The 19,849-nt window shown below is 54.9% G+C and carries 22 protein-coding genes; 12 read left to right on the forward strand and 10 right to left on the reverse strand.

Annotation, left to right across the window (positions count from 1 at the left end):
• Positions 1 to 102: 102 nt before the first annotated feature.
• Complete coding sequence (locus IE156_RS04900) at positions 103 to 438, reverse strand: AzlD domain-containing protein (RefSeq protein WP_189391319.1); 336 nt, start codon at positions 436 to 438, stop codon at positions 103 to 105.
• Entirely contained in the window at positions 438 to 1,124 is a 687-nt protein-coding gene (locus tag IE156_RS04905) for an AzlC family ABC transporter permease (protein ID WP_189391448.1), read from the reverse strand. Before IE156_RS04905 ends, IE156_RS04900 begins: the two co-directional genes overlap by 1 nt.
• 285 nt (positions 1,125 to 1,409) lie before the next feature.
• On the opposite strand from IE156_RS04905, the gene IE156_RS04910 reads away from it, so the two are divergent.
• Together IE156_RS04910 and IE156_RS04915 are read left to right on the forward strand one after the other, a co-directional pair.
• Positions 1,410 to 1,622, forward strand: coding sequence for a zinc-finger domain-containing protein (locus IE156_RS04910; protein ID WP_189391320.1), 213 nt, complete (start codon positions 1,410 to 1,412; stop codon positions 1,620 to 1,622).
• Positions 1,623 to 1,730: 108 nt separating this feature from the next.
• The gene (locus IE156_RS04915) at positions 1,731 to 2,819 is read left to right on the forward strand and encodes a YheT family hydrolase (RefSeq protein WP_189391450.1); all 1,089 of its coding nucleotides are present in this window, start codon (positions 1,731 to 1,733) and stop codon (positions 2,817 to 2,819) included.
• Positions 2,820 to 2,853: 34 nt separating this feature from the next.
• Here IE156_RS04915 and IE156_RS04920 read toward each other — a convergent pair whose 3' ends face one another.
• From IE156_RS04920 to IE156_RS04935, 4 genes are all read right to left on the reverse strand, one after another.
• Complete coding sequence (locus IE156_RS04920) at positions 2,854 to 4,347, reverse strand: M48 family metalloprotease (protein WP_189391321.1); 1,494 nt, start codon at positions 4,345 to 4,347, stop codon at positions 2,854 to 2,856.
• Positions 4,348 to 4,364: 17 nt separating this feature from the next.
• Complete coding sequence (locus tag IE156_RS04925; protein WP_189391322.1) at positions 4,365 to 5,219, reverse strand: cytochrome c oxidase assembly protein; 855 nt, start codon at positions 5,217 to 5,219, stop codon at positions 4,365 to 4,367.
• 30 nt (positions 5,220 to 5,249) lie between these two features.
• Positions 5,250 to 5,585 carry a hypothetical protein gene (locus tag IE156_RS04930; protein WP_189391323.1) on the reverse strand — a complete coding sequence of 112 codons (336 nt, stop codon included), beginning with the start codon at positions 5,583 to 5,585 and terminating at the stop codon, positions 5,250 to 5,252.
• Positions 5,586 to 5,925: 340 nt separating this feature from the next.
• Positions 5,926 to 6,375 carry a TM2 domain-containing protein gene (locus IE156_RS04935; protein ID WP_229840988.1) on the reverse strand — a complete coding sequence of 150 codons (450 nt, stop codon included), beginning with the start codon at positions 6,373 to 6,375 and terminating at the stop codon, positions 5,926 to 5,928.
• 122 nt (positions 6,376 to 6,497) lie between these two features.
• Here IE156_RS04935 and IE156_RS04940 point away from each other — a divergent pair, with 122 nt between their 5' ends.
• From IE156_RS04940 to ruvA, 6 genes are all read left to right on the forward strand, one after another.
• Positions 6,498 to 7,658, forward strand: coding sequence for an FAD-dependent monooxygenase (locus IE156_RS04940; RefSeq protein ID WP_189391325.1), 1,161 nt, complete (start codon positions 6,498 to 6,500; stop codon positions 7,656 to 7,658).
• Between the two features lie 95 nt (positions 7,659 to 7,753).
• Complete coding sequence (gene dusB, locus IE156_RS04945; protein ID WP_189391326.1) at positions 7,754 to 8,749, forward strand: tRNA dihydrouridine synthase DusB; 996 nt, start codon at positions 7,754 to 7,756, stop codon at positions 8,747 to 8,749.
• 55 nt (positions 8,750 to 8,804) lie between these two features.
• Positions 8,805 to 9,044, forward strand: coding sequence for a helix-turn-helix domain-containing protein (locus tag IE156_RS04950; RefSeq protein ID WP_003803089.1), 240 nt, complete (start codon positions 8,805 to 8,807; stop codon positions 9,042 to 9,044).
• 26 nt (positions 9,045 to 9,070) lie between these two features.
• Positions 9,071 to 10,663 carry a bifunctional phosphoribosylaminoimidazolecarboxamide formyltransferase/IMP cyclohydrolase gene (gene purH, locus IE156_RS04955; RefSeq protein WP_189391327.1) on the forward strand — a complete coding sequence of 531 codons (1,593 nt, stop codon included), beginning with the start codon at positions 9,071 to 9,073 and terminating at the stop codon, positions 10,661 to 10,663.
• 1 nt (position 10,664) lies between these two features.
• Positions 10,665 to 11,210 (forward strand): crossover junction endodeoxyribonuclease RuvC, encoded by a 546-nt coding sequence (gene ruvC, locus IE156_RS04960; protein WP_189391328.1) that lies wholly within the window; start codon positions 10,665 to 10,667, stop codon positions 11,208 to 11,210.
• Positions 11,211 to 11,228: 18 nt separating this feature from the next.
• The gene (gene ruvA, locus IE156_RS04965; protein WP_189391329.1) at positions 11,229 to 11,810 is read left to right on the forward strand and encodes a Holliday junction branch migration protein RuvA; all 582 of its coding nucleotides are present in this window, start codon (positions 11,229 to 11,231) and stop codon (positions 11,808 to 11,810) included.
• A gap of 369 nt (positions 11,811 to 12,179) precedes the next feature.
• Here the strand turns inward: ruvA and IE156_RS04970 are convergent, their stop codons facing one another.
• Entirely contained in the window at positions 12,180 to 13,139 is a 960-nt protein-coding gene (locus tag IE156_RS04970) for a threo-3-hydroxy-L-aspartate ammonia-lyase (RefSeq protein ID WP_189391330.1), read from the reverse strand.
• Positions 13,140 to 13,340: 201 nt separating this feature from the next.
• On the opposite strand from IE156_RS04970, the gene ruvB reads away from it, so the two are divergent.
• Complete coding sequence (gene ruvB / locus IE156_RS04975; RefSeq protein ID WP_189391331.1) at positions 13,341 to 14,411, forward strand: Holliday junction branch migration DNA helicase RuvB; 1,071 nt, start codon at positions 13,341 to 13,343, stop codon at positions 14,409 to 14,411.
• A gap of 4 nt (positions 14,412 to 14,415) precedes the next feature.
• Here ruvB and IE156_RS04980 read toward each other — a convergent pair whose 3' ends face one another.
• Together IE156_RS04980 and pyrC are read right to left on the reverse strand one after the other, a co-directional pair.
• Complete coding sequence (locus tag IE156_RS04980; protein WP_189391332.1) at positions 14,416 to 15,168, reverse strand: hypothetical protein; 753 nt, start codon at positions 15,166 to 15,168, stop codon at positions 14,416 to 14,418.
• Positions 15,169 to 15,303: 135 nt separating this feature from the next.
• Complete coding sequence (gene pyrC / locus IE156_RS04985; protein WP_189391333.1) at positions 15,304 to 16,362, reverse strand: dihydroorotase; 1,059 nt, start codon at positions 16,360 to 16,362, stop codon at positions 15,304 to 15,306.
• Positions 16,363 to 16,682: 320 nt separating this feature from the next.
• Between pyrC and IE156_RS04990 the strand changes: the two genes are divergently transcribed.
• The 3 genes from IE156_RS04990 to IE156_RS05000 all read left to right on the forward strand — a co-directional run bounded on the left by IE156_RS04990 (position 16,683) and on the right by IE156_RS05000 (position 19,113).
• Complete coding sequence (locus tag IE156_RS04990) at positions 16,683 to 16,961, forward strand: SWIB/MDM2 domain-containing protein (RefSeq protein ID WP_189391334.1); 279 nt, start codon at positions 16,683 to 16,685, stop codon at positions 16,959 to 16,961.
• Positions 16,962 to 17,071: 110 nt separating this feature from the next.
• Entirely contained in the window at positions 17,072 to 18,526 is a 1,455-nt protein-coding gene (locus IE156_RS04995) for a cryptochrome/photolyase family protein (RefSeq protein WP_189391335.1), read from the forward strand.
• An 8-nt stretch (positions 18,527 to 18,534) separates the two neighbouring features.
• Complete coding sequence (locus IE156_RS05000) at positions 18,535 to 19,113, forward strand: hypothetical protein (RefSeq protein WP_189391336.1); 579 nt, start codon at positions 18,535 to 18,537, stop codon at positions 19,111 to 19,113.
• Positions 19,114 to 19,249: 136 nt separating this feature from the next.
• Here IE156_RS05000 and IE156_RS05005 read toward each other — a convergent pair whose 3' ends face one another.
• Positions 19,250 to 19,615: a DUF4870 family protein gene (locus tag IE156_RS05005; protein ID WP_189391337.1), complete on the reverse strand. Its 366-nt coding sequence runs from the start codon at positions 19,613 to 19,615 to the stop codon at positions 19,250 to 19,252.
• Positions 19,616 to 19,849: the final 234 nt, after the last annotated feature.

The raw sequence follows: 19,849 nt of genomic DNA on the forward strand, positions 1-19,849 counted from the left end.
TCGGCTTGCCACGAGCGGCAAGCATTTGTAACAATCCTATTTTAACTTATACCCGCCTGCTGGTGCAGCAGTAACACGGAGTCAGTTTTTCGGGTCAGGATTTCAAGGCATCACGGCACGTATCAGCCAGAACGCCACCATCCCGGCCACAATTACCCAAACAGCGTTACGGGTACGGACAAACACCAGCACAGCCACCAGGCTAGCCAGAGCTTTAATATCCAATCGGGGGGTGTCGCCGTAAGCCCAAGGCAAAAGTTCCGGGATAATGATCGCTGCCAGAGCAGCTACCGGAGCAAAGCGCAAGGCGCGCCGCATACGTTCGGTCAGAGGTAGCAAATCACCAAACATGAAATAGCCTGAGCGGGTGAGCAAGCTGCACAACACCAACAGGGCGATTGCACCCAAAACGTACCAATCATACTGCCAATCGCTCATCACCGTGCATCCCTATGCCGTTGCAGTTGTTCTGCCGCCACGCCAGCCAGCACCCCTCCGAGCACCGCAGCGACCAGTCCCAAACGCAAAGGCAGGGCCTGCCCTACCCAGGCAATTACGCTGGCAGTGATCAGACAGGACCACATAGCACGGTTATTCACGAGGGGAATCAACAAGGCCAGCAAAGCCAGGATCGCTGCAAACTCCAGGGACCAAGACGGAGGCACGTAGGCACTCAGCACAATCCCGGACAAGGAGGCAATCTGCCAACTTAACCAGCCCGGCAAAATAATGCCCAGGTAATACCAAAGATGCTCGCGCGAGCCGCGCTCTTTCGCATCCCCGTACTTGGACATAAACAGCACAAACACCATATCACTGGTGATATAGCCCAGGCCCAGGCGTTTTTTCCAGCTCAAGTGACGGAAAAAAGGCTGCAAGGCCGCGCCAAAAATAATGAAACGGATATTGACGATAAAGCCGGCAGTAAAAATCAGCCACAAAGGCGCGTGGGACTCAATCAGCGGCAGGGCCGTCAGCTGGGCTGAACCTGCATAGACAAACAGCGTCATCAAGGTCGCCTCAAAGCCGCTCAAGCCTGACTTGACCATCGCCACCCCCGTCACAAAGCCCCAGACAACGGTGGCAATCATGGCGGGAATGAAATCGATAAACCCGGCGCGCATATGCACACGGTCCTGTGTGCCAGGTAGCAATGCCGATAATCTTGTGATGGCTGACACGCCGTCTCCTGAAATGGACTACCGACAACGCCCGGGCGCGGTGGCAGCTTTGATTATGATTTTGCTTATTCTAGAAGCAAAAGACGGGCACGAACATCTTGCACACCTAATAAGGTCAAGAAAAAACAGGCCGGGTCTTGCTACAATCGCTGGTCTAGGCACGTAATGTTCGGCATCGCCGTCGCGTGCAAGGTATTCTTACCCCTCTCATTGTTTATCAGGAACCCTATGAGCGCCGCTATCGAACCTAAAAAAGCAGATCACGAACTGATTATGGTCGGAGCCGACGAACTGCCCGTGCATTGCCCCCGTCCCGGCGGCACTCTGTGGAACATGCACCCTCGTGTGTATATTGATATCAGCAAAACCGGCGAAGCCGCCTGCCCCTACTGTGGTGCCCGTTACCGCCTGAAAGAAGGCGAGAAGGTTCACGGTCATTAATTTCTGAATCTGGCTTCGTTGGACCCCACTGCTCCCCCCTCTGACGCTTCTGCAGAACCGGACCTCGCGTCCGGTGCAGACGCGCAACCCTGGCGTCACACAGACGTAATTGCACGTCTGGACTCCAGTGCCTGCCCTTTGCCTGCCTGGTTACCTGGCGGACACTTGCAGACTATTCACGGCGCATTTTTTGCCCGCCATCACCACATCGCCTTTGTACGCCAACGAATTGATACGCCCGATGGCGACTTTCTGGATCTGGACTGGACTGGGCCTGGACTATTCGCCGACAAGCTGGCCAACGGCGCCACGGCTCAGCCCGACGCACATCTGGCACGCACGGCGGCCCGCCGCTGGATGCAGCCCCAAGATTGGGACAGCTTGCCCAGCAGTGCTGACACACATGCTTTGGTCTTGTTTCACGGACTGGAAGGCAGCAGCCGCAGTCACTACATCCAGGCGATTGCGCAGTATTTCCGCGCCCGTGGCTGGATTGTGGTGGTGGCTCACTTTCGTGGTTGCTCGGGCTTCCCGAATCGCATGGCGCGTGCCTATTACTCGGGCGACTCGGAAGAAATCAGCTTCATTCTGAACACTGTTCGCGGCCATTTGCCCAATGTGCGCTGGCATGCTGCCGGCACCTCATTGGGTGGTAATGCCATGCTCAAGTATGTGGGTGAAGCCGGCAAGGACGCTTCCTGGCTACAGGCATGTGCTGCCATTTCTGTTCCGCTGGATTTGGTCACTTGCGGTCGCTACCTGTCTGAATCCCGTATGGGGCGCTGGTTCTATTCGCCTTATTTTCTTAAAAGCATGCGTAGCAAGCTACAAGACAAAGCCCACCGCTTTCCGGGCATGGTCGATACAGCACGCTTGAACCAGGCCCGCACCCTACGCGACTTCGACGATATTTATACAGCGCCCATGCACGGTTTCAGCCATGCCCTGGACTATTGGACACGGGCATCCAGCAAACCTTTGCTGCACAGTATCAAAGTACCGACGCTGGTTTTAAATGCGCGTAACGATCCCTTTGTACCGTATGCCAGTTTGCCTACGGTTCAGGACTGCTCGGATTCCATCTTGCTGCATCAGCCTGCCCAGGGTGGGCACGTGGGTTTCATCACAGGCAGCATTCCCGGCAATATGGGTTGGTTACCTGCGCGGCTGGCCCGCTTCTTTGAAACCAATAGCTAAATCTGGCTAAAGCGGGCCTTGGCCTGTAAACCCATCAGGAGCGGAAACGCTCCAACAAAACGCGTTCACTTTCGACACGCTCGCGCAACTGGCGAATCTGCGTATCCAGCTCGGATTGCTGATAGAAGTCTTGCGTCAAATTACGAGCCTGCTGAAGCTGCTCCACCGCAGTCGGCAAGGCTCCAACCAACTGGTAGTACTCGGCCATGGCTCGACGCGCTTTGACGCCATCGCCCAAGCGATCATACGTTTGAGCCAGCAACTGGTGCAGCTGAGGTTCATCCGGCCATTGATTGATGCGATCCATCAAGAAGAGTTGGGCCTGATCGTTCTGCCCCAATTGCTGCAAAACCTGCACATAAGCCAAGGCAACGCCCTGACTCTTGGGCCAACGTTGCCAAGCCTGCTTGGCCAGACTCAAAGCACCTTGCACATCACGATCAGCAATCGCGATACGAATATCCAAGGTATCCAGCTCGGGGGCCTGATACTTGCCTTGAGCGCGCGCCTCTGCCAAATAAGCACGGGCTTGTTCATATTCCTGACGGCCTTGTGCAATAAAGGCCAAGCCATATTGAGCGGCCGAACGCTCCAGATCACTTTGTGCCTGATTCGAGCTTTGCAGCGCTTGCTCCAGCACACGCAAGGATTGTCCGCCCCCCGCTTGCAGCACCATCAGCTTGGCCCGGATATACCAGAACGAAGACGTGTCTTGATAGTTGCTGTCTGGCAAGCCGCGTACCCGGTTACTAATATCCGACTCCCGCTGCTGGGACATGGGGTGAGTGCTGGCATATTCATTAGCGGTAGCACGCTCATTCAGACGCGAGGCAGCAGCCAGACGCTGAAACATCTGGACCATGCCTTGCGGTTCGTAGCCTGCTTTAAGCAGCATCTCGAAACCAACCCGATCAGCCTCTTGCTCGGCCTGACGCGAAAAACCCAGCTGCCTGTCCACGGCAGCAGCTTGACCAAAAGCAGCCGCCCCCATCGCTAGGTCGCCACTGCCAGCCAAGGCACCCAACAAAGCGCCTGCCAGGGCAGCGATCAATAAGTGATTGCTTTGTGCACTTTGGGTGATACCGCGAGCCACGTGACGTTGCGACACGTGAGCAATTTCGTGAGCCAACACCGAAGCCAGTTCGGACTCGGATCGAGACGCCGTGAACAGTCCACTATGAATACCAATATAGCCACCGGGCAAGGCAAATGCGTTAATGCTGCTATCGCGCAGAGCAAAGACGGTTACCGGCTGCGCCATGGACGGACCATATTGGGCCAGCTTGCGGCCCATATCTGTCAGATACTGATTGATATCGGGATCAGACACATACTCGGGGGAGCGCCTGCCCTGCTCCATAATGGCATTGCCTAAGGTGCGTTCCAACGCGGGCGACAACTCGGCACCAGAGGCCGCTCCCATAGAAGGAATGCCCATGGGCTGCGCCTGTACAGGCAGTACTGAACTATAAGCCAGCGACAGGGACAGACATAAAGACAGTAAAGAACGGGCGGGTTTAGACTGCATTGGTACTCCCGACAAAATCAATTGGCCCTGGCCATCATAGCGCTTGTCCGCGTTCGAGATTCTGGCAAACGGTGACGCGCTGACAAGCGCATCAAGGTGCCCAAGGCATACAAGAGCCCGAACACCTCCACGAGGCCTGCCAGCACCCACATAATCAGGCCACCCATGACCTGGTCAGCCAGCGCATCCATACCCGGAATGGCACGACCACATAAATCAAAAATGGGGTAAAGATCGTATTCGGTAAACGTGATGACGGCACCCACAATCATTTGCGGCACCATCGTGATAACCGGCGAAAGTATACGCCCCCCCACAGACAGCCGCGCTGGCGGCGAAGGCCGACGATCCAGAATCAGGTTCCAATACATAATCCCGCTGATAACCACAGACCAGTTCATCAAGCGGTACAGTCGCCAGTCCAGCATGGAATAGAACTGCACCGTGGGCAGCATCCAGATCAGGACCAGGAAAACAAACAAGAAAGCGACCAGTATCGGGTTGGTCAAGATCGCTTGCACACGCCGCCCACTAGGACGACGCAGCCATTGTGCCAAAGCGCGACGCCAGCTTGACGGTAAACCGGCTCGCAAGGTTTGCCCCGGATACGCACCCATCAAAAACAAAGGCCCTAAGTGATGCAAGATCAGATGCTGGGCCCGATGGATGAAGAACATGCGCTCAGCGTAGTAGTCCAGGCGCGTGTGCAAGGAAAGATAGAGGAGAATCAGGCCAATCCAGAAAAAGGACTGGCGCAAAAGATTGGGGCGGTGAACTTGCCGCCCCCGGACGTACAAAGCGATGACCAACAGAAAGGTCAAAAGCAGAACAGGAGAAAACTCCCAAGGTGTCAGCCAGTCAAGCAAGGACATAGCAGCGCCATCCGCAAATCCAGTTGCGGTTTAGTTTATAGCAATACGCTCTCGTCCAGCCCACTTCACATTCAAGACACCGGGATAATCCTGAATCAGGCGCGCACGCTGCATCAGCTCTGCTCGCAACTCGGGCGGGCAGGTCAAGGTGACGCAGGCCGTATCGTGAGTATCGGAATGGTCCACCTGCACATTGGCCACGCGGATACCCGCGGTGTTCAGGTCCGAATAAATACGACGCCGGATCTGAGCCAGATCACCACGAGGGCACACGACCGTCAAACGAGAGACGGACAATGGGGCACGGGCACGCAGGGTCGAAGCCTGGATACCAGCACGGCGCAAAAAGAGATCGAAAATACGCATACATTCCCCCTATTGCACATAAAAGTTGCAACACATCAGGATTCGGAAAGCCAAGGGCTTTCTTGAGAATGAAATGGCGGGGAATGTGAGGCAGCAGAATAGCTGCCTGAGACACCACGCCCTGAAACTTCCAGGACGCGGCAAGCTGTGAAGGAATCAGCGGGCCTGAACGCGCCTGGACATAGATAAGTCGAACATAGATCGACTAGCACTGTCGCCGGGGTCGGGATTCACCACACAGCTCCTATAAAACGAAAGAACCCTTATTGTAACGTGGGCAGCGCTTAGCCACAAGGGCAGCTACAAGAAAAACCTTTACTTTACAAGGCACTTGATGTGTTTAGTACACAGACAAATCCAGCCAGCCCATGTAGCGGTAAAAGGCCATGATGATGTGTACCAGCCAGAACAGGCTGATGTTCGCAAAGGCAACAGTAGACACAACAGCCGTCAGAACACTGGGCCAGCCATGCTGATTATGCTGATCACTTTGCGGGTTATAGATGGCGTCAAAGTTCTGCGGACTGCGCAAGGCCAGAATAACGGCCTCCAAAATACCAGCACTGACAGGCAAAATCAGCAAATTGGGAAACAAGGAATCCAATCCTTGCTGAAGCACAATGCCCCCCAGAATTGCCAGCCCGCTAAATACTAAAGGCACATACCAATAGCGTCTGCCCAAATACCAGCCATGAGCACCCAGCGCGCCTAAGACAAGAGACAGCCACGCCGCGGTGACTTTATGGCGAAAAGGTTTGGTCTGTTCGAGTGACAAAGTCTGGTGAGACATGCAGGACATCCAATCCGGGCTGGTGCTAGCCATTGCGCACAGCTGCCATGGTTTTAAGGGCAATTTGGCAGCCACCTTCCCGTACAATACCTGAATTACTTCCTTGCCGTCATGAGGTCCCCATGAATGCCACCGACTACGACATCGCCATTTGTGGCGCCGGTCCCGTAGGCGCGTCTTTGGCGCTGATGCTGGCTGCCCAGCACCCAAGCCCATCACGCATCGCCGTCCTGGGGAAAAACTTCAATCTGGCCAGCACAGAACATGCCCAGGGCGATCCACGCACCCTGGCGCTGAACCACGGCAGCCGCCGCCTGATCCTGAACCAACTTAAGGTCTGGCCCGAACGCGCCGCCTTGATGCGTACCGTACACGTCTCCCAAAAAGGACGTCTGGGCCGTTGCCTGATTCAGGCCGACGAGTTGGGCGTACCAGATCTGGGCGCGGTCGTTCATTACGATGATTTGCTCTGGGCTCTACATGCCCGCCTGCGCGACAGCGGCGTAACCTTGCTGCCCGCACAGGAAGCACGCACTCACTCCGCCCCCAAACAAATTTTGATTGATCACGATGCCGGTCAAGCCAGTGCTCTGATTGCCGTGCAATGCGATGGCGTACGCCCCACCGGAGTACGACGCGATTATGGACAGCACGCCTTGTTAACCACGGTTCGCGCCAGCCAGCCCCAAGTTGGCTGGGCTTACGAACGCTTTACCGAAAACGGCCCCTTCGCCGCCCTGCCTCACCCGGATGGCCCCGATCTGTACGCCATTGTCTGGTGCAATAGCCCTGAACGCAGCCAAGCCTTGAGCGAGCTTCCTGTCGAGGCATTTCAGGCCGAACTACTGCAGGCCTTTGGCGAGCGCCTGGGACACCTAGAGCTGGTTTCCAAGCGCCATATTTTTCCGCTGGCCTTTCATGCTGGCCCCAGCCGCTTGTCGGAACGACTGCTGGCGGTGGGCAATGCCGCACAGACCTTGCACCCGGTTGCCGGCCAGGGTTTGAATCTGGGTCTGCGCGATGTCGCGCAATTGTCACAGTGCCTGGCCGCCTGGCAAGCCGATTGCAGCCAGGACCCTGGCCCATTTTTAGCGCGTTATGCTCGCTTGCGCCGTCCCGACCGCTGGCTGACGGCCGCGATCACCGACACGCTGCCGCGTCTGTTTGCCACCAAAAACCCATTGATTCAACACGCCTGCGGCCTGGGGCTGCTAGCTATGGATACCCTGCCTTTCGCCCGGCAACCCTTTGCCCGGCAACTCCTGCAAGGCATGCGCGCCTAAACACTGCCACTGCCAAGGCTCCGATACGGGGCCTTTCACGTATCTCTTGTAAGTCCTTGCCCACGACCCGGTGTAGCAGGGTTAAAATCTTTCTTATGCTTATTGGCCCCTGGACCCTTCCCAACCCTATATTCATCGCCCCCATGGCTGGAGTCACAGACAGACCTTATCGTCGTCTGTGCAAGGCGTTGGGCGCCGGTTATGCCGTCTCGGAAATGGCCGCCAGCAACAAGCGTTTGTGGGATAGCGTTAAAACAGCAAGACGCCTGAACCACGAGGGCGAAGCCGATCCAGTCGCCGTACAGATTGCTGGTTCCGACCCTGAAATGATGGCTGAAGCTGCCGTGTTCAATATCAATAAAGGCGCTCGCATCATTGATATCAATATGGGTTGTCCGGCCAAAAAAGTGTGTAATGTAGCCTCGGGTTCTGCCTTGCTACGCGACGAAGCCCGCATCATTGAAATCCTTGAACACGTTGTCAAGGCATGTACTCCCTACCAGGTTCCGGTTACACTCAAGACCCGCACCGGCTGGGATGCGCAATCGCGCAATGCTGTTCGTATTGCCCGCTTGGCCGAGGATATCGGCATCGCCGCTTTAACCCTGCATGGTCGCACCCGCTGCGACTTCTATCAGGGCCACGCCGAATACGACACCATACGCGAAGTCAAAAACAGTCTCTCTATTCCGGTCATCGCTAATGGGGATATCGATAGTCCCGAAAAGGCAAAATTCGTACTAGAGTACACCGGAGCGGATGCCGTCATGATCGGTCGAGCCGCGCAAGGGCGTCCCTGGATTTTTCGGGAAATCCTGCATTACCTCGAGCATGGCGAACATCGTGCAGCCCCCACTTTGGGTGAATTGCGCGATTGCATGATCGAACACCTGCAAGACCATTACGCTTTCTACGGGCAGCACACTGGTGTACGTACTGCCCGCAAGCATATTGGCTGGTATCTGTCGGATATGCCTGATTCCCGACACTGGCTGGATCAGATTAATCGTATCGAAAACTGTGCAGATCAATTAGAAGCCATTACTCACTGGTTTCAAGAATGCGAACTGGACCAGCCCTACCTGCAATAGAAGATAGCTGTGTGGCTCTTTTGTATTTAAGTACTACGTATACCTTCAGAAAAAAATGTCAACGACCAACCCACTAGAACAGTCCGTACGTGAACGCCTCGAACGCTACTTCGCCGATCTGGGCGAATCCGAGCCACGCGATCTGTTGTCGATGGTCATCTCCTGCGTGGAACGGCCTGTCCTGCAAGTTGCCCTGGAGAAATCCGCCGGCAACCAATCCAAGGCCGCAGAAATGCTGGGCATCACGCGCAGCACTTTGCGCAAGAAGCTCAGCGCCCACAATCTGCAACCCTGATTCCTAACTCTCGCGTCTCACCTTCCATGAAAATCCAGACAGCTCTTCTCTCTGTCTCCGACAAAACCGGTATTGTCGAATTTGCTCAAGCTCTTGCCCAACGCGGAGTCCGGCTCCTGTCTACTGGCGGCACTGCCAAGCTGTTGTCCCAAGCTGGCCTGACGGTCACCGAAGTGGCCCAGCACACCGGCTCGCCTGAAATTCTGGATGGCCGTGTCAAAACACTGCATCCAAAAATTCACGGTGGCCTGCTGGCACGCCGCGACAGCGCCGAACATCTGAAGACGCTTGAAGAGCACGGCATTGACCGTATCGATCTGCTGGTCGTCAACCTCTACCCTTTCCGTGAAACCGTTGCCAAGCCCGGTTGCACCTTTGCCGATGCGGTAGAGAACATCGACATTGGCGGCCCCGCCATGTTGCGTGCGGCAGCCAAAAACCACGGCACGCCTGAAGGCGGCGCCTGTGTCGTAATCGACCCCATCGACTACGAGCGCGTGCTGGCTGATATGGACGGCCCTGCCGCTCATCCTTCTTACGGTCTGCGTCTGGAACTGGCTGCCAAGGTCTACGCCCACACCGCTGCTTATGACGGTGCCATTGCGGCCTATCTGACCAGCCTGGCTCAAGCCGAGCCTGCCCAGGACAGCGCCCCCGAAGTGAACACCTGGCCTACCGTGCTGACTATTCAGCTCAAGCAAGAGCAGACTCTGCGCTACGGCGAGAACCCACACCAAAGCGCCGCGTTTTACGCTGACGCAACCATTGGTGAAGGTCTGCTGGGCCGCTACAAACAATTGCAGGGCAAAGAACTGTCCTACAACAATATTGCGGATGCCGACGCAGCCTGGGAATGTGTGCGCAGCTTTGACGCAGGCGCCTGCGTCATCGTCAAACACGCCAACCCATGTGGTGTTGCTCTGGGCGAAACCGCCGAGCAAGCCTACCGCAAAGCCTTCCAGACAGATCCAACATCGGCCTTTGGCGGCATTATTGCCTTCAACCGTGAAGTGGACGAAGCGGCTGCCCAAGCTATCAGCAGCCAGTTTGTAGAAGTATTGCTGGCTCCCTCCTACACTCAGGGCGCTCTAGACCTTTTTGCTGCCAAAAAGAACGTGCGCGTATTGAGCATCCAGCCTGGTCAGGCCCACAATGCCTTTGACGTAAAACGGGTTGGTGGCGGTTGGCTGGTACAAACACCAGACACCTTCCGCGACAATACCGAAGCGTTCAAAGTAGTGACGCAAGTCCAGCCAACGGCGCAGCAAATGCAAGACATGCTGTTTGCCTGGAATGTGGCCAAATACGTCAAATCCAACGCCATCGTATTCTGCGGTCAGGGCATGACGCTGGGCGTCGGCGCTGGCCAGATGAGCCGTGTGGACTCTGCTCGTATTGCCTCTATTAAGGCCAGCAACGCCGGCCTGACCCTGCAAGGTTCGGCCGTTGCGTCGGACGCATTCTTCCCTTTCCGCGACGGTCTGGATGTTGTTGCTGAAGCGGGCGCGACTTGTGTCATTCAACCTGGCGGCAGCGTACGTGATGACGAAGTCATTGCCGCCGCCAACGAGCGTGGAATTGCCATGGTCTTGACCGGCACACGCCACTTCCGTCACTAAGATGCGAATCCTGGGCATAGACCCTGGCTTGCGTCGCACCGGTTTTGGGGTGATCGACGTCCAGGGGCCCAGCTTGCGCTACGTGGCCAGCGGGACCATTGTGGTCCCGTCTGATCTGCCTCTGGCAGAGCGGCTTAAGCTAATTTTGACTCACATCACTGAGGTGATTGAGCAAAGCAAGCCCGACACCTCTGCCATTGAAAAAGTCTTCGTAAACAGCAATCCCGCCTCTACCCTTTTACTGGGGCAGGCGCGTGGTGCTGCTTTATGTGCGCTAGCCGTCGGTGGGCTGGATGTGCACGAATATACGGCTTTGCAAATCAAAAAAACCGTGACGGGCAGCGGCCATGCTGCCAAAGAACAAATCCAACTGATGGTCCAGCGGCTACTACAACTCAATGGCTTGCCCGCACCGGACTCAGCCGATGCGCTGGCCTGCGCCATCAGCCATGCCCATCACGCCAGTGTGGTGGGTGGCCTGCAAAAAAGCGGAGCCATAACAACAGGCCCGCGCCGACGCATCCGCGCTGGCCGGATCTTGGGTTAACTCTCCAGAAGGAATGTCATGATAGGTCGTATCCGGGGTACCTTGATCGAGAAACAACCGCCTACCATCTGTGTAGACGTAGGCGGGGTGGGTTACGAAATCGATGTCCCCATGAGCACGCTCTACCAAATGCCGGAACTGGGCGCTCAGGTCAATCTGTTCACCCACTTGGCCATCCGTGAGGATGCTCACGTGCTGTTTGGCTTTTCCAGCCTGAACGAGCGCAGCACCTTTAAAGCCCTGATCAAAGTCACCGGCATTGGCGCTCGCACTGCGCTTTCTTTGCTCTCGGGGATGAGCGCAGATGAGCTGGCTGACGCCATTACCCGCCAAGAGACCTCCCGTCTGGTCAAGGTTCCGGGTATCGGCAAGAAAACGGCTGAACGCCTTTTGCTGGAACTGCGTGGCAAGCTGGGTGCCGACTTAGGCACCGGTGGTACTGTCAGCGCGATTCCCAATAGCCGTGATGATGTCATGCACGCGCTGGAAGCGTTGGGATATTCCAATAAGGAAGCCAATATTGCTGTCAAAGCCTTGCCCGATGATATTGACGTGTCGGAAGGGATCAAACAGGCTCTGAAATCCTTGTCACGCGCTTGATACGAAGCTGTCGAGCACTCAAAAAAAACCGGGCTATTGCCCGGTTTTTTTTATCTGTATTTTTAGCAACCCATTCACCTGCCTGCTGCTGCAAGGCCTCATAACTTAGTCACCTCATTGCTTCGTTGCTTCGTTGCTTCGTTGCTTCGTTGCTTCGTTGCTTCGTTGCTTCGTTGCTTCATTGCTTCGATCATTAGAACGCTCAATGCTAATGACGCAAAAGTTCAATGACTAAATAACTGAATAACTAAATGACTCAATAGCTCAATAGCTCAATAGCTCAATAGCTCAATAGCTCAATAGCTCACCAGTCTGGTTCAATCTAAGCGCTGAGGTGTGTTATATGTCTACTTTTTTACACTTCCGCCATCAAGCCAGTAAACGCCCCAAAGTGGATACATCTACATTGCCGCCACTGATCAACACGCCGACTTTGCGGCCTTGCAAATCACCCTGGCGCATGACAGCAGCAGCCCCCAGACAACCGGTCGGCTCCACCACCATCTTCATGCGCTCAGCAAAGAAACGCATGGCCTGAACCAACTCAGTATCAGGCACCGTCAAAACACTAGTCACCATGCTGCGTATCAGTTCAAAAGTCATAGGGGCTAGAGCCTGGGTCAAGGCCCCATCAGCAATCGACGCTGGGGGAGCAATTTTGACGATTTCACCACTACGCAAAGACTGCTGGGCATCATCACCAGCCTGCGGCTCAACACCAAAAACCTCGCAATGGGGAGCCATCGCCTTGGCGGCCAGCAAACAGCCCGACAGCAAGCCACCACCACCCAGGGGGACATAAAACTGCTGTAAATCGGGCACATCCTGGAACAGTTCCAAGGCGGCTGTACCCTGCCCCGCAATAACGTCGGGATGTGCGAAAGGCGGGATCAAGGTCAAGCCCTCCCGATCGACCAGTTCTTGTGCAATCTGGGCCCGGTCTTGGGTCAGGCGATCATACTCAATCACCTTGGCCCCATAGCCACGCGTCGCAGCCAGCTTGGCGACCGGAGCATCCGAGTTCATGATGATGGTGGCGGGTATACCCAGCAGCTTGGCCGATAAGGCCACTGCCTGGGCATGATTGCCTGAAGAAAACGCCACTACCCCCGCTTTTTTCTGCTGTTCACTTAACCGCAGCAAAGCATTGAAACCGCCTCGAAACTTAAAGGCACCAATGCGTTGGAAGTTCTCGCATTTAAAATAGACTTCGCCGTTCAAGCGCTCATTCAAGCTTGTCGACGTTAAAACCGGCGTACGGTGTGCCACAGGTGCCAAGCGCTCAGCAGCGGCCACAACATCAGCAAAATCAGGTAATTCCAGGGACATGGCTAAAATCTCGATTGAACACTCCAACCCACATTATGCGTGATGCCAAGCGCCACAGCCTAGACCCACCAACACAAAATGATCCTCCATGTAGCGAGACCAGGACTTGCACAGCGACTCCTTACATTCGCAATGAGCCCCCAGTACTCAGGCTACTAATGCTTGGTGTACCATACTGTATATTCAATCAGCGTAGTCATCATGGCCATACACTCCGATTCGCTCTCCAGCCTGCCCTCTGAACAGCGCATCATCACGCCCAAACCCCTGTCCCCCAACGAAGAGTCCATCGAGCGCGCCTTACGGCCCAAGATGCTGGAAGACTACGTCGGGCAAGCGCGTGCGCGAGAGCAGCTGGAAATTTTTATCGCTGCTGCCCGTCAACGTCAGGAGGCCTTGGACCACGTCTTGCTGTTTGGCCCTCCGGGTTTAGGTAAAACCACCTTGGCTCACATTATTGCCCATGAAATGGGGGTGAACCTGCGCCAGACTTCCGGCCCCGTACTGGAGCGCCCCGGTGATCTGGCGGCCCTGCTGACCAACCTGGAACCCAACGACGTCCTGTTTATTGACGAGATCCACCGCCTGTCGCCTGTTGTCGAGGAAATCCTGTACCCAGCGCTGGAAGACTTTCAGATTGATATTCTGATAGGTGAAGGCCCGGCCGCTCGTAGCGTCAAACTGGATTTGCAGCCCTTTACCCTGGTCGGTGCCACCACCCGCGCGGGCATGTTGACCAACCCCTTGCGGGACCGCTTTGGTATTGTGTCGCGCCTGGAGTTTTATGACGTCAAAGATTTGACGCATATCGTGGCGCGTAGTGCCCGCCTGCTCAATGTCAGCACTACAGACGAAGGCACCTACGAAATCGCCCGCCGCTCGCGCGGCACTCCCCGTATTGCCAACCGGCTCTTGCGTCGGGTACGCGATTACGCCGAGGTCAAAACCGACGGCATTATCCATACCGAATGCGCACAAGCAGCCCTGGCTATGCTGGAAGTAGACCCTCAAGGCCTGGACTTAATGGATAGAAAATTGCTGGAAGCCATCATTCACAAATTTGATGGTGGCCCAGTCGGGGTAGACAGCTTGGCCGCTGCCATTGGTGAGGAGCGCGACACGATCGAAGATGTGATTGAACCTTATCTGATCCAGCACGGTTTTTTGCAACGCACCCCTAGAGGCCGCATTGCTACCCTGAACACCTGGCGTCACCTGGGGCTGACGCCGCCACGTAACACTCAGGGTCAGGAGCTATTCGACGCTGAATAAGCGTTTAAGCCCGGCGCGCCCAGGGGCGAAACACCAGTAACAAGGTAATGGCAATTGACACGGCGGCAGCCAATAACAAGGCTGTCAGCCAATGAAATTGCGTGAAGATCAGCGCCAGCGTGGTGCAGAAACCGGCCAAGCTGCCTGTCCCCCACAAGGCGGAGCGTAAGGTGGCAACCAGGCTGGCCGCACCCAGAGTTTGATGAATGGTCACGGCCACGACGGTATAGCCAATCGGAAAAGCCATAATCAGACCCGACAAGCTAGGTCCCAATAGCGAACTGCCGGTTGTCACAACAGCGACCAACAAGCCCGCCAGCGTCCCTCTGAATACCAGCAAGCCCCACCCTGCCTTAGCCTTGCTTGTTCCTTTCATGCCAGCCAAACGACGCGACACACGCAAGCTGAATGCGGTAACCACAATGAACAAGCCCAGCCCCAGCCAGGGCTGTATCGGCATAAACGACAATATAAAAGCCGCAATCGCCCAACCCGCTACCGCACACAACAAGGTTCGCCAAGGCGATAAGGTCGGAGCACAAAGAATAATGAGCAGTAAAAACAGCTGGGTCGCGCTCAGCGAATACACGGCATAAGTCGCCGCCTGCTGTACATAATCGGCAGGGAATTGCTGAGCCAGAAAATAAAAACCAGGCCCCAAAACCATAGGTAAGCCGGCCAGGGCACCACCGATCAGTGGGCCAAATGCCCCCACCGACCAGGACACCAGCACCACGACCAAGCCGGTGGCCAACATTCGTACTACTAAGGCAGACCACTCGACATCAAGAAAAACAGTTTCCACGGACGTATCACGCGGTGACTCTGAGTATAAAGACCTGCCCAGCTCTCCCCTGCTTGACGGGTTTGAGCCAGACAGCCTCTTTCATACTTAGCTCACCACACTCCAGACCAGAGCCTGACCTGCAGCCAGTGGGATCAAGGGCTCACCCGCCATTTCCACGGACTCAGGAATCGTGAATTCAGCACGTTTCAGAGTCATCGTCCCTTCATTCACGGGCAGACCGTAAAAAGCAGGACCATTCAGGCTGGCAAACGCTTCCAGCTTATCCAGACGTCCCGCCTTATCAAAGGCGGTGGCATACAGTTCCATGGCATGCAGCGCGGTATAACAGCCTGCACAGCCACAGCTTTGTTCTTTACGACTACGCGAGTGTGGTGCGCTATCTGTACCCAGGAAGAAACGCTTACTGTCACTAGTTGCTGCCGCCAGCAAAGCCTGACGATGTTTTTCGCGTTTCAGCACAGGCAAACAGTACCAATGTGGCTGCAAGCCGCCCTGGAACAAGGCATTACGGTTATAGAGCAGGTGGTGAGCGGTAATGGTGGCAGCCACCGGACCGTCGGCCTGGCTGACATAGGCAGCACCTTCCGCAGTGGTCAAATGCTCGAACACTACTTTAAGCTCGGGGAAAGCCTGACGCAGAGGGATCATGACGCGCTCAATAAACACGGCTTCACGATCAAACAAATCAATACTAGGATCAGTAACTTCGCCGTGCATGAGCAAAGGCATGCCCGATTCCTGCATCTGGGCCAATACGTCCGTACAGTTCTTCAGCAGATCCGTTACCCCGGCATCGGAGTTCGTGGTCGCACCGGCGGGATACAGTTTCACCCCGTGCACCACACCGCTGTCTTTAGCACGACGGATCTCGTCCGGGTGGGTATTGTCTGTCAGGTACAGAGTCATCAAGGGTTCAAACTTACCGACGTATACCGTTTTATCCAGAGCACTCAGGATACGGCCGCGATAAGCCAGCGCCTGCTCCGTTGTCGTCACAGGCGGAGTCAGGTTAGGCATGACAATGGCCCGGTCAAATTGTGCCGCAGTATGGCCCAGGACCGATTCCAACACCGCGCCATCGCGCAGGTGCAAATGCCAATCATCAGGGCGATGTATTACCAGGGTATCCACAGTAGGGCTCATATCTATACTCAATCTCAAACAAAGGGCCAGGGCTTTAAACCGCTATTAAAGCAACAGGCAGCACAATTGCCTTCCAGCAGGCCGAATCCATCATTATGCTACAGCTACCTGTGCTGCGCATGATTGAGCACAGGAATGCCAAGCCCAAATAGATAGTGCAATGCAGCAGGCTGTAAGCACTGGAAAATCTGCTTACAGACCGGCAAAGCTCTGACTCACAAAGGGCTTGGACGTACAGGGAGTATCACGGTATGCTGACAGACAAGTCGTGCCCTAGCGCATAACCCGCCCCTTCAACTCGTTCCTCAGGAGTTCCGTTCATGGCCAGCACTGAAAAAAAGCCTGCTACCCGCAAACCCAATGCAGCCTTCATGAAACCACTCACTCCTAGCCCGACACTGGCTGCAGTGATTGGCCCTGGCGCGCTGCCGCGCACTGAAGTTACGAAGAAAATCTGGGAATACATCAAGAAGCACGATCTCCAGGACCCCGCAAATCGTCGCAACATCAATGCTGACGCTAAACTGCGCCCTCTGTTCGGCAAGGATCAAGTTTCCATGTTTGAACTGACCAAGCTGGTCAGCACCCACCTGAAATAAGCACGGGGGTGCTCCAGGCACCTCAAGCGCTATCGGGCCGCGTCGCTGAGCTTTCAGCCGCGGCCCTTTTTTCATGCCGCGATTTTAAGCCGCCTTGTTTTCCAACCGTTATGCCGATTCACTCGTTTTCCCCACCCAATCAAGACCCGCACGCATTGTGCTGGCTACGTCGTGATTTGCGTCTACATGATCATGCTGCCTTGCATCACGCGCTAAAGAGCGGCTTACCTGTTGCCTGTGTCTTCATTTTTGACAGCACGATTTTGCAGTCCCTGCCTTCCCAAGACGTACGCCTGGCTTTTATACGCGAAAGCTTGCTGCAAGTGCAGGAGCAGCTTCGTCAGTTCGGCAGCGAGCTGATTACGGCTCATGGCGATCCAGAACAGCTGATCCCGGAACTAGCTGCGAGCCTCAATGCCAATGCTGTCTACGCAAATGAAGACTACGAGCCAGCAGCAATTTCGCGTGATCAAACCGTTTTACAGCGATTGGGTGAGCAAGATGTCACTCTACAGCTGTTTAAAGACCACGTTATCTTTGCTCGCGATGAAATCCTGACCCAACAAAAACAGCCCTATACGGTCTTTACTCCTTATAAGCGCAACTGGTTGACACGCATACGCTCAGAGGATGTGCAAAGCTATGACTGCAAGCAAGGTTCATGGGCGCAACTCTCTTCTCAGGCAATCCCTAGCCTGAACGAGCTGGGTTTTCAGGATGACTCGAAAGACCAGCTCTTGAGTCCAGCTGGCTGGCAGGGAGCGCAGACCTTGCTGGAACAATTCGAGCCCAGAATTCATGCCTATCAAGAGCGCCGGGATTTCCCCGCCAAACGAGGCGTGTCCTATCTGGCTCCTCATTTGCGCTTTGGCACTCTATCGATTCGACAAGCCGTGTCTCTGGCCTGGCCCAGCGACTCAGACGGCGCCGCCACCTGGCTAAGCGAGCTTATCTGGCGAGAGTTCTACCAGCAGTTCTTATGGCATCACCCCGAGACAGCCACGGAAAGTTTCAAACCAGCGTACAAAAGCCTGCCCTTCCCTAACCGCGAAGATTGGTTTGAAGCCTGGAAAGAGGGTCGCACCGGCTACCCCATTGTGGATGCTGCCATGCGCCAGTTGAATCAGACCGGCTATATGCATAACCGACTGCGCATGATCAGCGCCTCCTTTCTAGTAAAAGACTTGCTGATAGACTGGCGATGGGGCGAGCACTATTTTGCTGAGAAGCTGCTTGATTACGACATGGCGTCCAATGTCGGCGGCTGGCAATGGGCCGCTTCTACCGGGTGTGATGCACAGCCTTACTTTCGCATCTTCAACCCTGTCACGCAGTCCCGTAAATTTGACCCAGAGGGACAATTCATACGGCGCTACGTACCTGAACTGCTCAACCTTGATAAGCAAGCTATCCATGCGCCCTGGCAGGCCAAACAACTACCTCTCGACTTCAAGCTTGGACAACATTACCCAGCCCCCGTCGTAGATCATGATGTGCAAAGACATCTTGCTTTGGCTCTATTCAAGCAAGCCGGAGAGCCAGAACCAATAGATGGCAATACGTAAGGATTTCTATGTCAGACAGCCTCAGACCATCACCTTCGCCGAGCACCCCGGTATTGCTGCAAAACCTGCAAACCGCCCACCCCCAGGCCCAAGTAGCTATCTTGCACTTCAACGCCGAATGCGCTGAAATCAGCCTGGCTCATAAAGGTGCTCCAGTTCACACGGAACACTTTCCCGAACTAAGTGGGGTTCAGCTATTGGCCAATTGCTTTGCAGGCTCCAACTCACGCTCAGCCCAACTGGAGCATGCGATTGAGGTAGTAGAAGATGCCATCATGCCAGCCAGCCTGGATCTGCGGCAGTTCATGGTTTTTGCGACGGGGGAATTGGCGGAAGAACTCAGTCTATGGCTTAACGAGACCCAAGGTAGCGAGCAGCACATTCTGAGCCGGGACACGATTGATGATCTGTTCACCTTATACGCAGCAGCTAGCCTAGGTACCGTGAACCTGAAAATGGTCGATACCAGCTCTTTGGAAAATATACATAAGCTGATTAACAATCAAAGCCTCGGTATTTATTTACTGTTGTTACGCGAGTGCATGCACCATATGCATATCGAACACATTTATCTCTTGGCGCCGTAAAACGCTTATCCAATATCGATGGGCTGATTCGTTCATAAACGCTCAGGCACACAGGCCATCAATAAAAAAGGGTGCTCATAAAGAGCACCCTTTTTAAACAAGTCCCTCTGAGCCAAGCCCAGAGCGCTGTGTTGCCTTAATAATCGTGACCTAAGGCCTGACCACCCGACAAGGCTAGCCAGCCTTTGATCAAGCGGTGAATGATCCAGACCAGGGCAACCAAAGCCGTTACCCAGCCAATAAAGATCGTGGTCAACAAGCCGCTCAAGGCCACCCAGAGCAAGCCCCACCAAAATGTTTTGATAATCCAATCAAGATGGCTGGCATAAATCGTGCCCGATGCATCGCCACGTTTGACGTAGGCAAGAATCACAGCGGCAACAGCGGCAGCACCGAAGATACCTGCACTGATCATAGCCAGAGAAAACAAGCCATAGCAGATGTGCGTAATCTTGCGCAGCGGCAAGCCTGGTTCAAGCTCGGGGCTAATGGGCTGATTCATTCGGTTCTCCTGAAACAAGCATTAACAATAACTGTACCGAACTATTTTACCCATACTTTGAGCGTTAACCGTATGACAGTGGCAGACCTACCACCATTGACGTTTATACCGCCTATTTTTGCGGCATAAAAAACAAAACCCCCACAAGCAATGCTTGCGGGGGTTTTGAGGAATAAGAGCTTGACGATGACCTACTTTCACAGACGTCCGTCCACTATCATCGGCGCAAAGGCG

It is taken from the genome of Alcaligenes pakistanensis, from assembly GCF_014652815.1.
GTDB lineage: Bacteria > Pseudomonadota > Gammaproteobacteria > Burkholderiales > Burkholderiaceae_B > Alcaligenes > Alcaligenes pakistanensis.

Bases quoted from the DNA above. Each gene is read 5' to 3' on its own strand.
- IE156_RS04900 (WP_189391319.1), bottom strand. From the start codon at position 438: ATGAGCGATTGGCAGTATGATTGGTACGTTTTGGGTGCAATCGCCCTG.
- IE156_RS04905 (WP_189391448.1), bottom strand. From the start codon at position 1,124: ATGCGCGCCGGGTTTATCGATTTCATTCCCGCCATGATTGCCACCGTT.
- IE156_RS04910 (WP_189391320.1), top strand. From the start codon at position 1,410: ATGAGCGCCGCTATCGAACCTAAAAAAGCAGATCACGAACTGATTATG.
- IE156_RS04920 (WP_189391321.1), bottom strand. From the start codon at position 4,347: ATGCAGTCTAAACCCGCCCGTTCTTTACTGTCTTTATGTCTGTCCCTG.
- IE156_RS04925 (WP_189391322.1), bottom strand. From the start codon at position 5,219: ATGTCCTTGCTTGACTGGCTGACACCTTGGGAGTTTTCTCCTGTTCTG.
- IE156_RS04930 (WP_189391323.1), bottom strand. From the start codon at position 5,585: ATGCGTATTTTCGATCTCTTTTTGCGCCGTGCTGGTATCCAGGCTTCG.
- IE156_RS04935 (WP_229840988.1), bottom strand. From the start codon at position 6,375: ATGTCTCACCAGACTTTGTCACTCGAACAGACCAAACCTTTTCGCCAT.
- IE156_RS04940 (WP_189391325.1), top strand. From the start codon at position 6,498: ATGAATGCCACCGACTACGACATCGCCATTTGTGGCGCCGGTCCCGTA.
- dusB (WP_189391326.1), top strand. From the start codon at position 7,754: ATGCTTATTGGCCCCTGGACCCTTCCCAACCCTATATTCATCGCCCCC.
- IE156_RS04950 (WP_003803089.1), top strand. From the start codon at position 8,805: ATGTCAACGACCAACCCACTAGAACAGTCCGTACGTGAACGCCTCGAA.
- purH (WP_189391327.1), top strand. From the start codon at position 9,071: ATGAAAATCCAGACAGCTCTTCTCTCTGTCTCCGACAAAACCGGTATT.
- ruvC (WP_189391328.1), top strand. From the start codon at position 10,665: ATGCGAATCCTGGGCATAGACCCTGGCTTGCGTCGCACCGGTTTTGGG.
- ruvA (WP_189391329.1), top strand. From the start codon at position 11,229: ATGATAGGTCGTATCCGGGGTACCTTGATCGAGAAACAACCGCCTACC.
- IE156_RS04970 (WP_189391330.1), bottom strand. From the start codon at position 13,139: ATGTCCCTGGAATTACCTGATTTTGCTGATGTTGTGGCCGCTGCTGAG.
- ruvB (WP_189391331.1), top strand. From the start codon at position 13,341: ATGGCCATACACTCCGATTCGCTCTCCAGCCTGCCCTCTGAACAGCGC.
- IE156_RS04980 (WP_189391332.1), bottom strand. From the start codon at position 15,168: ATGTTGGCCACCGGCTTGGTCGTGGTGCTGGTGTCCTGGTCGGTGGGG.
- pyrC (WP_189391333.1), bottom strand. From the start codon at position 16,362: ATGAGCCCTACTGTGGATACCCTGGTAATACATCGCCCTGATGATTGG.
- IE156_RS04990 (WP_189391334.1), top strand. From the start codon at position 16,683: ATGGCCAGCACTGAAAAAAAGCCTGCTACCCGCAAACCCAATGCAGCC.
- IE156_RS04995 (WP_189391335.1), top strand. From the start codon at position 17,072: ATGCCGATTCACTCGTTTTCCCCACCCAATCAAGACCCGCACGCATTG.
- IE156_RS05000 (WP_189391336.1), top strand. From the start codon at position 18,535: ATGTCAGACAGCCTCAGACCATCACCTTCGCCGAGCACCCCGGTATTG.
- IE156_RS05005 (WP_189391337.1), bottom strand. From the start codon at position 19,615: ATGAATCAGCCCATTAGCCCCGAGCTTGAACCAGGCTTGCCGCTGCGC.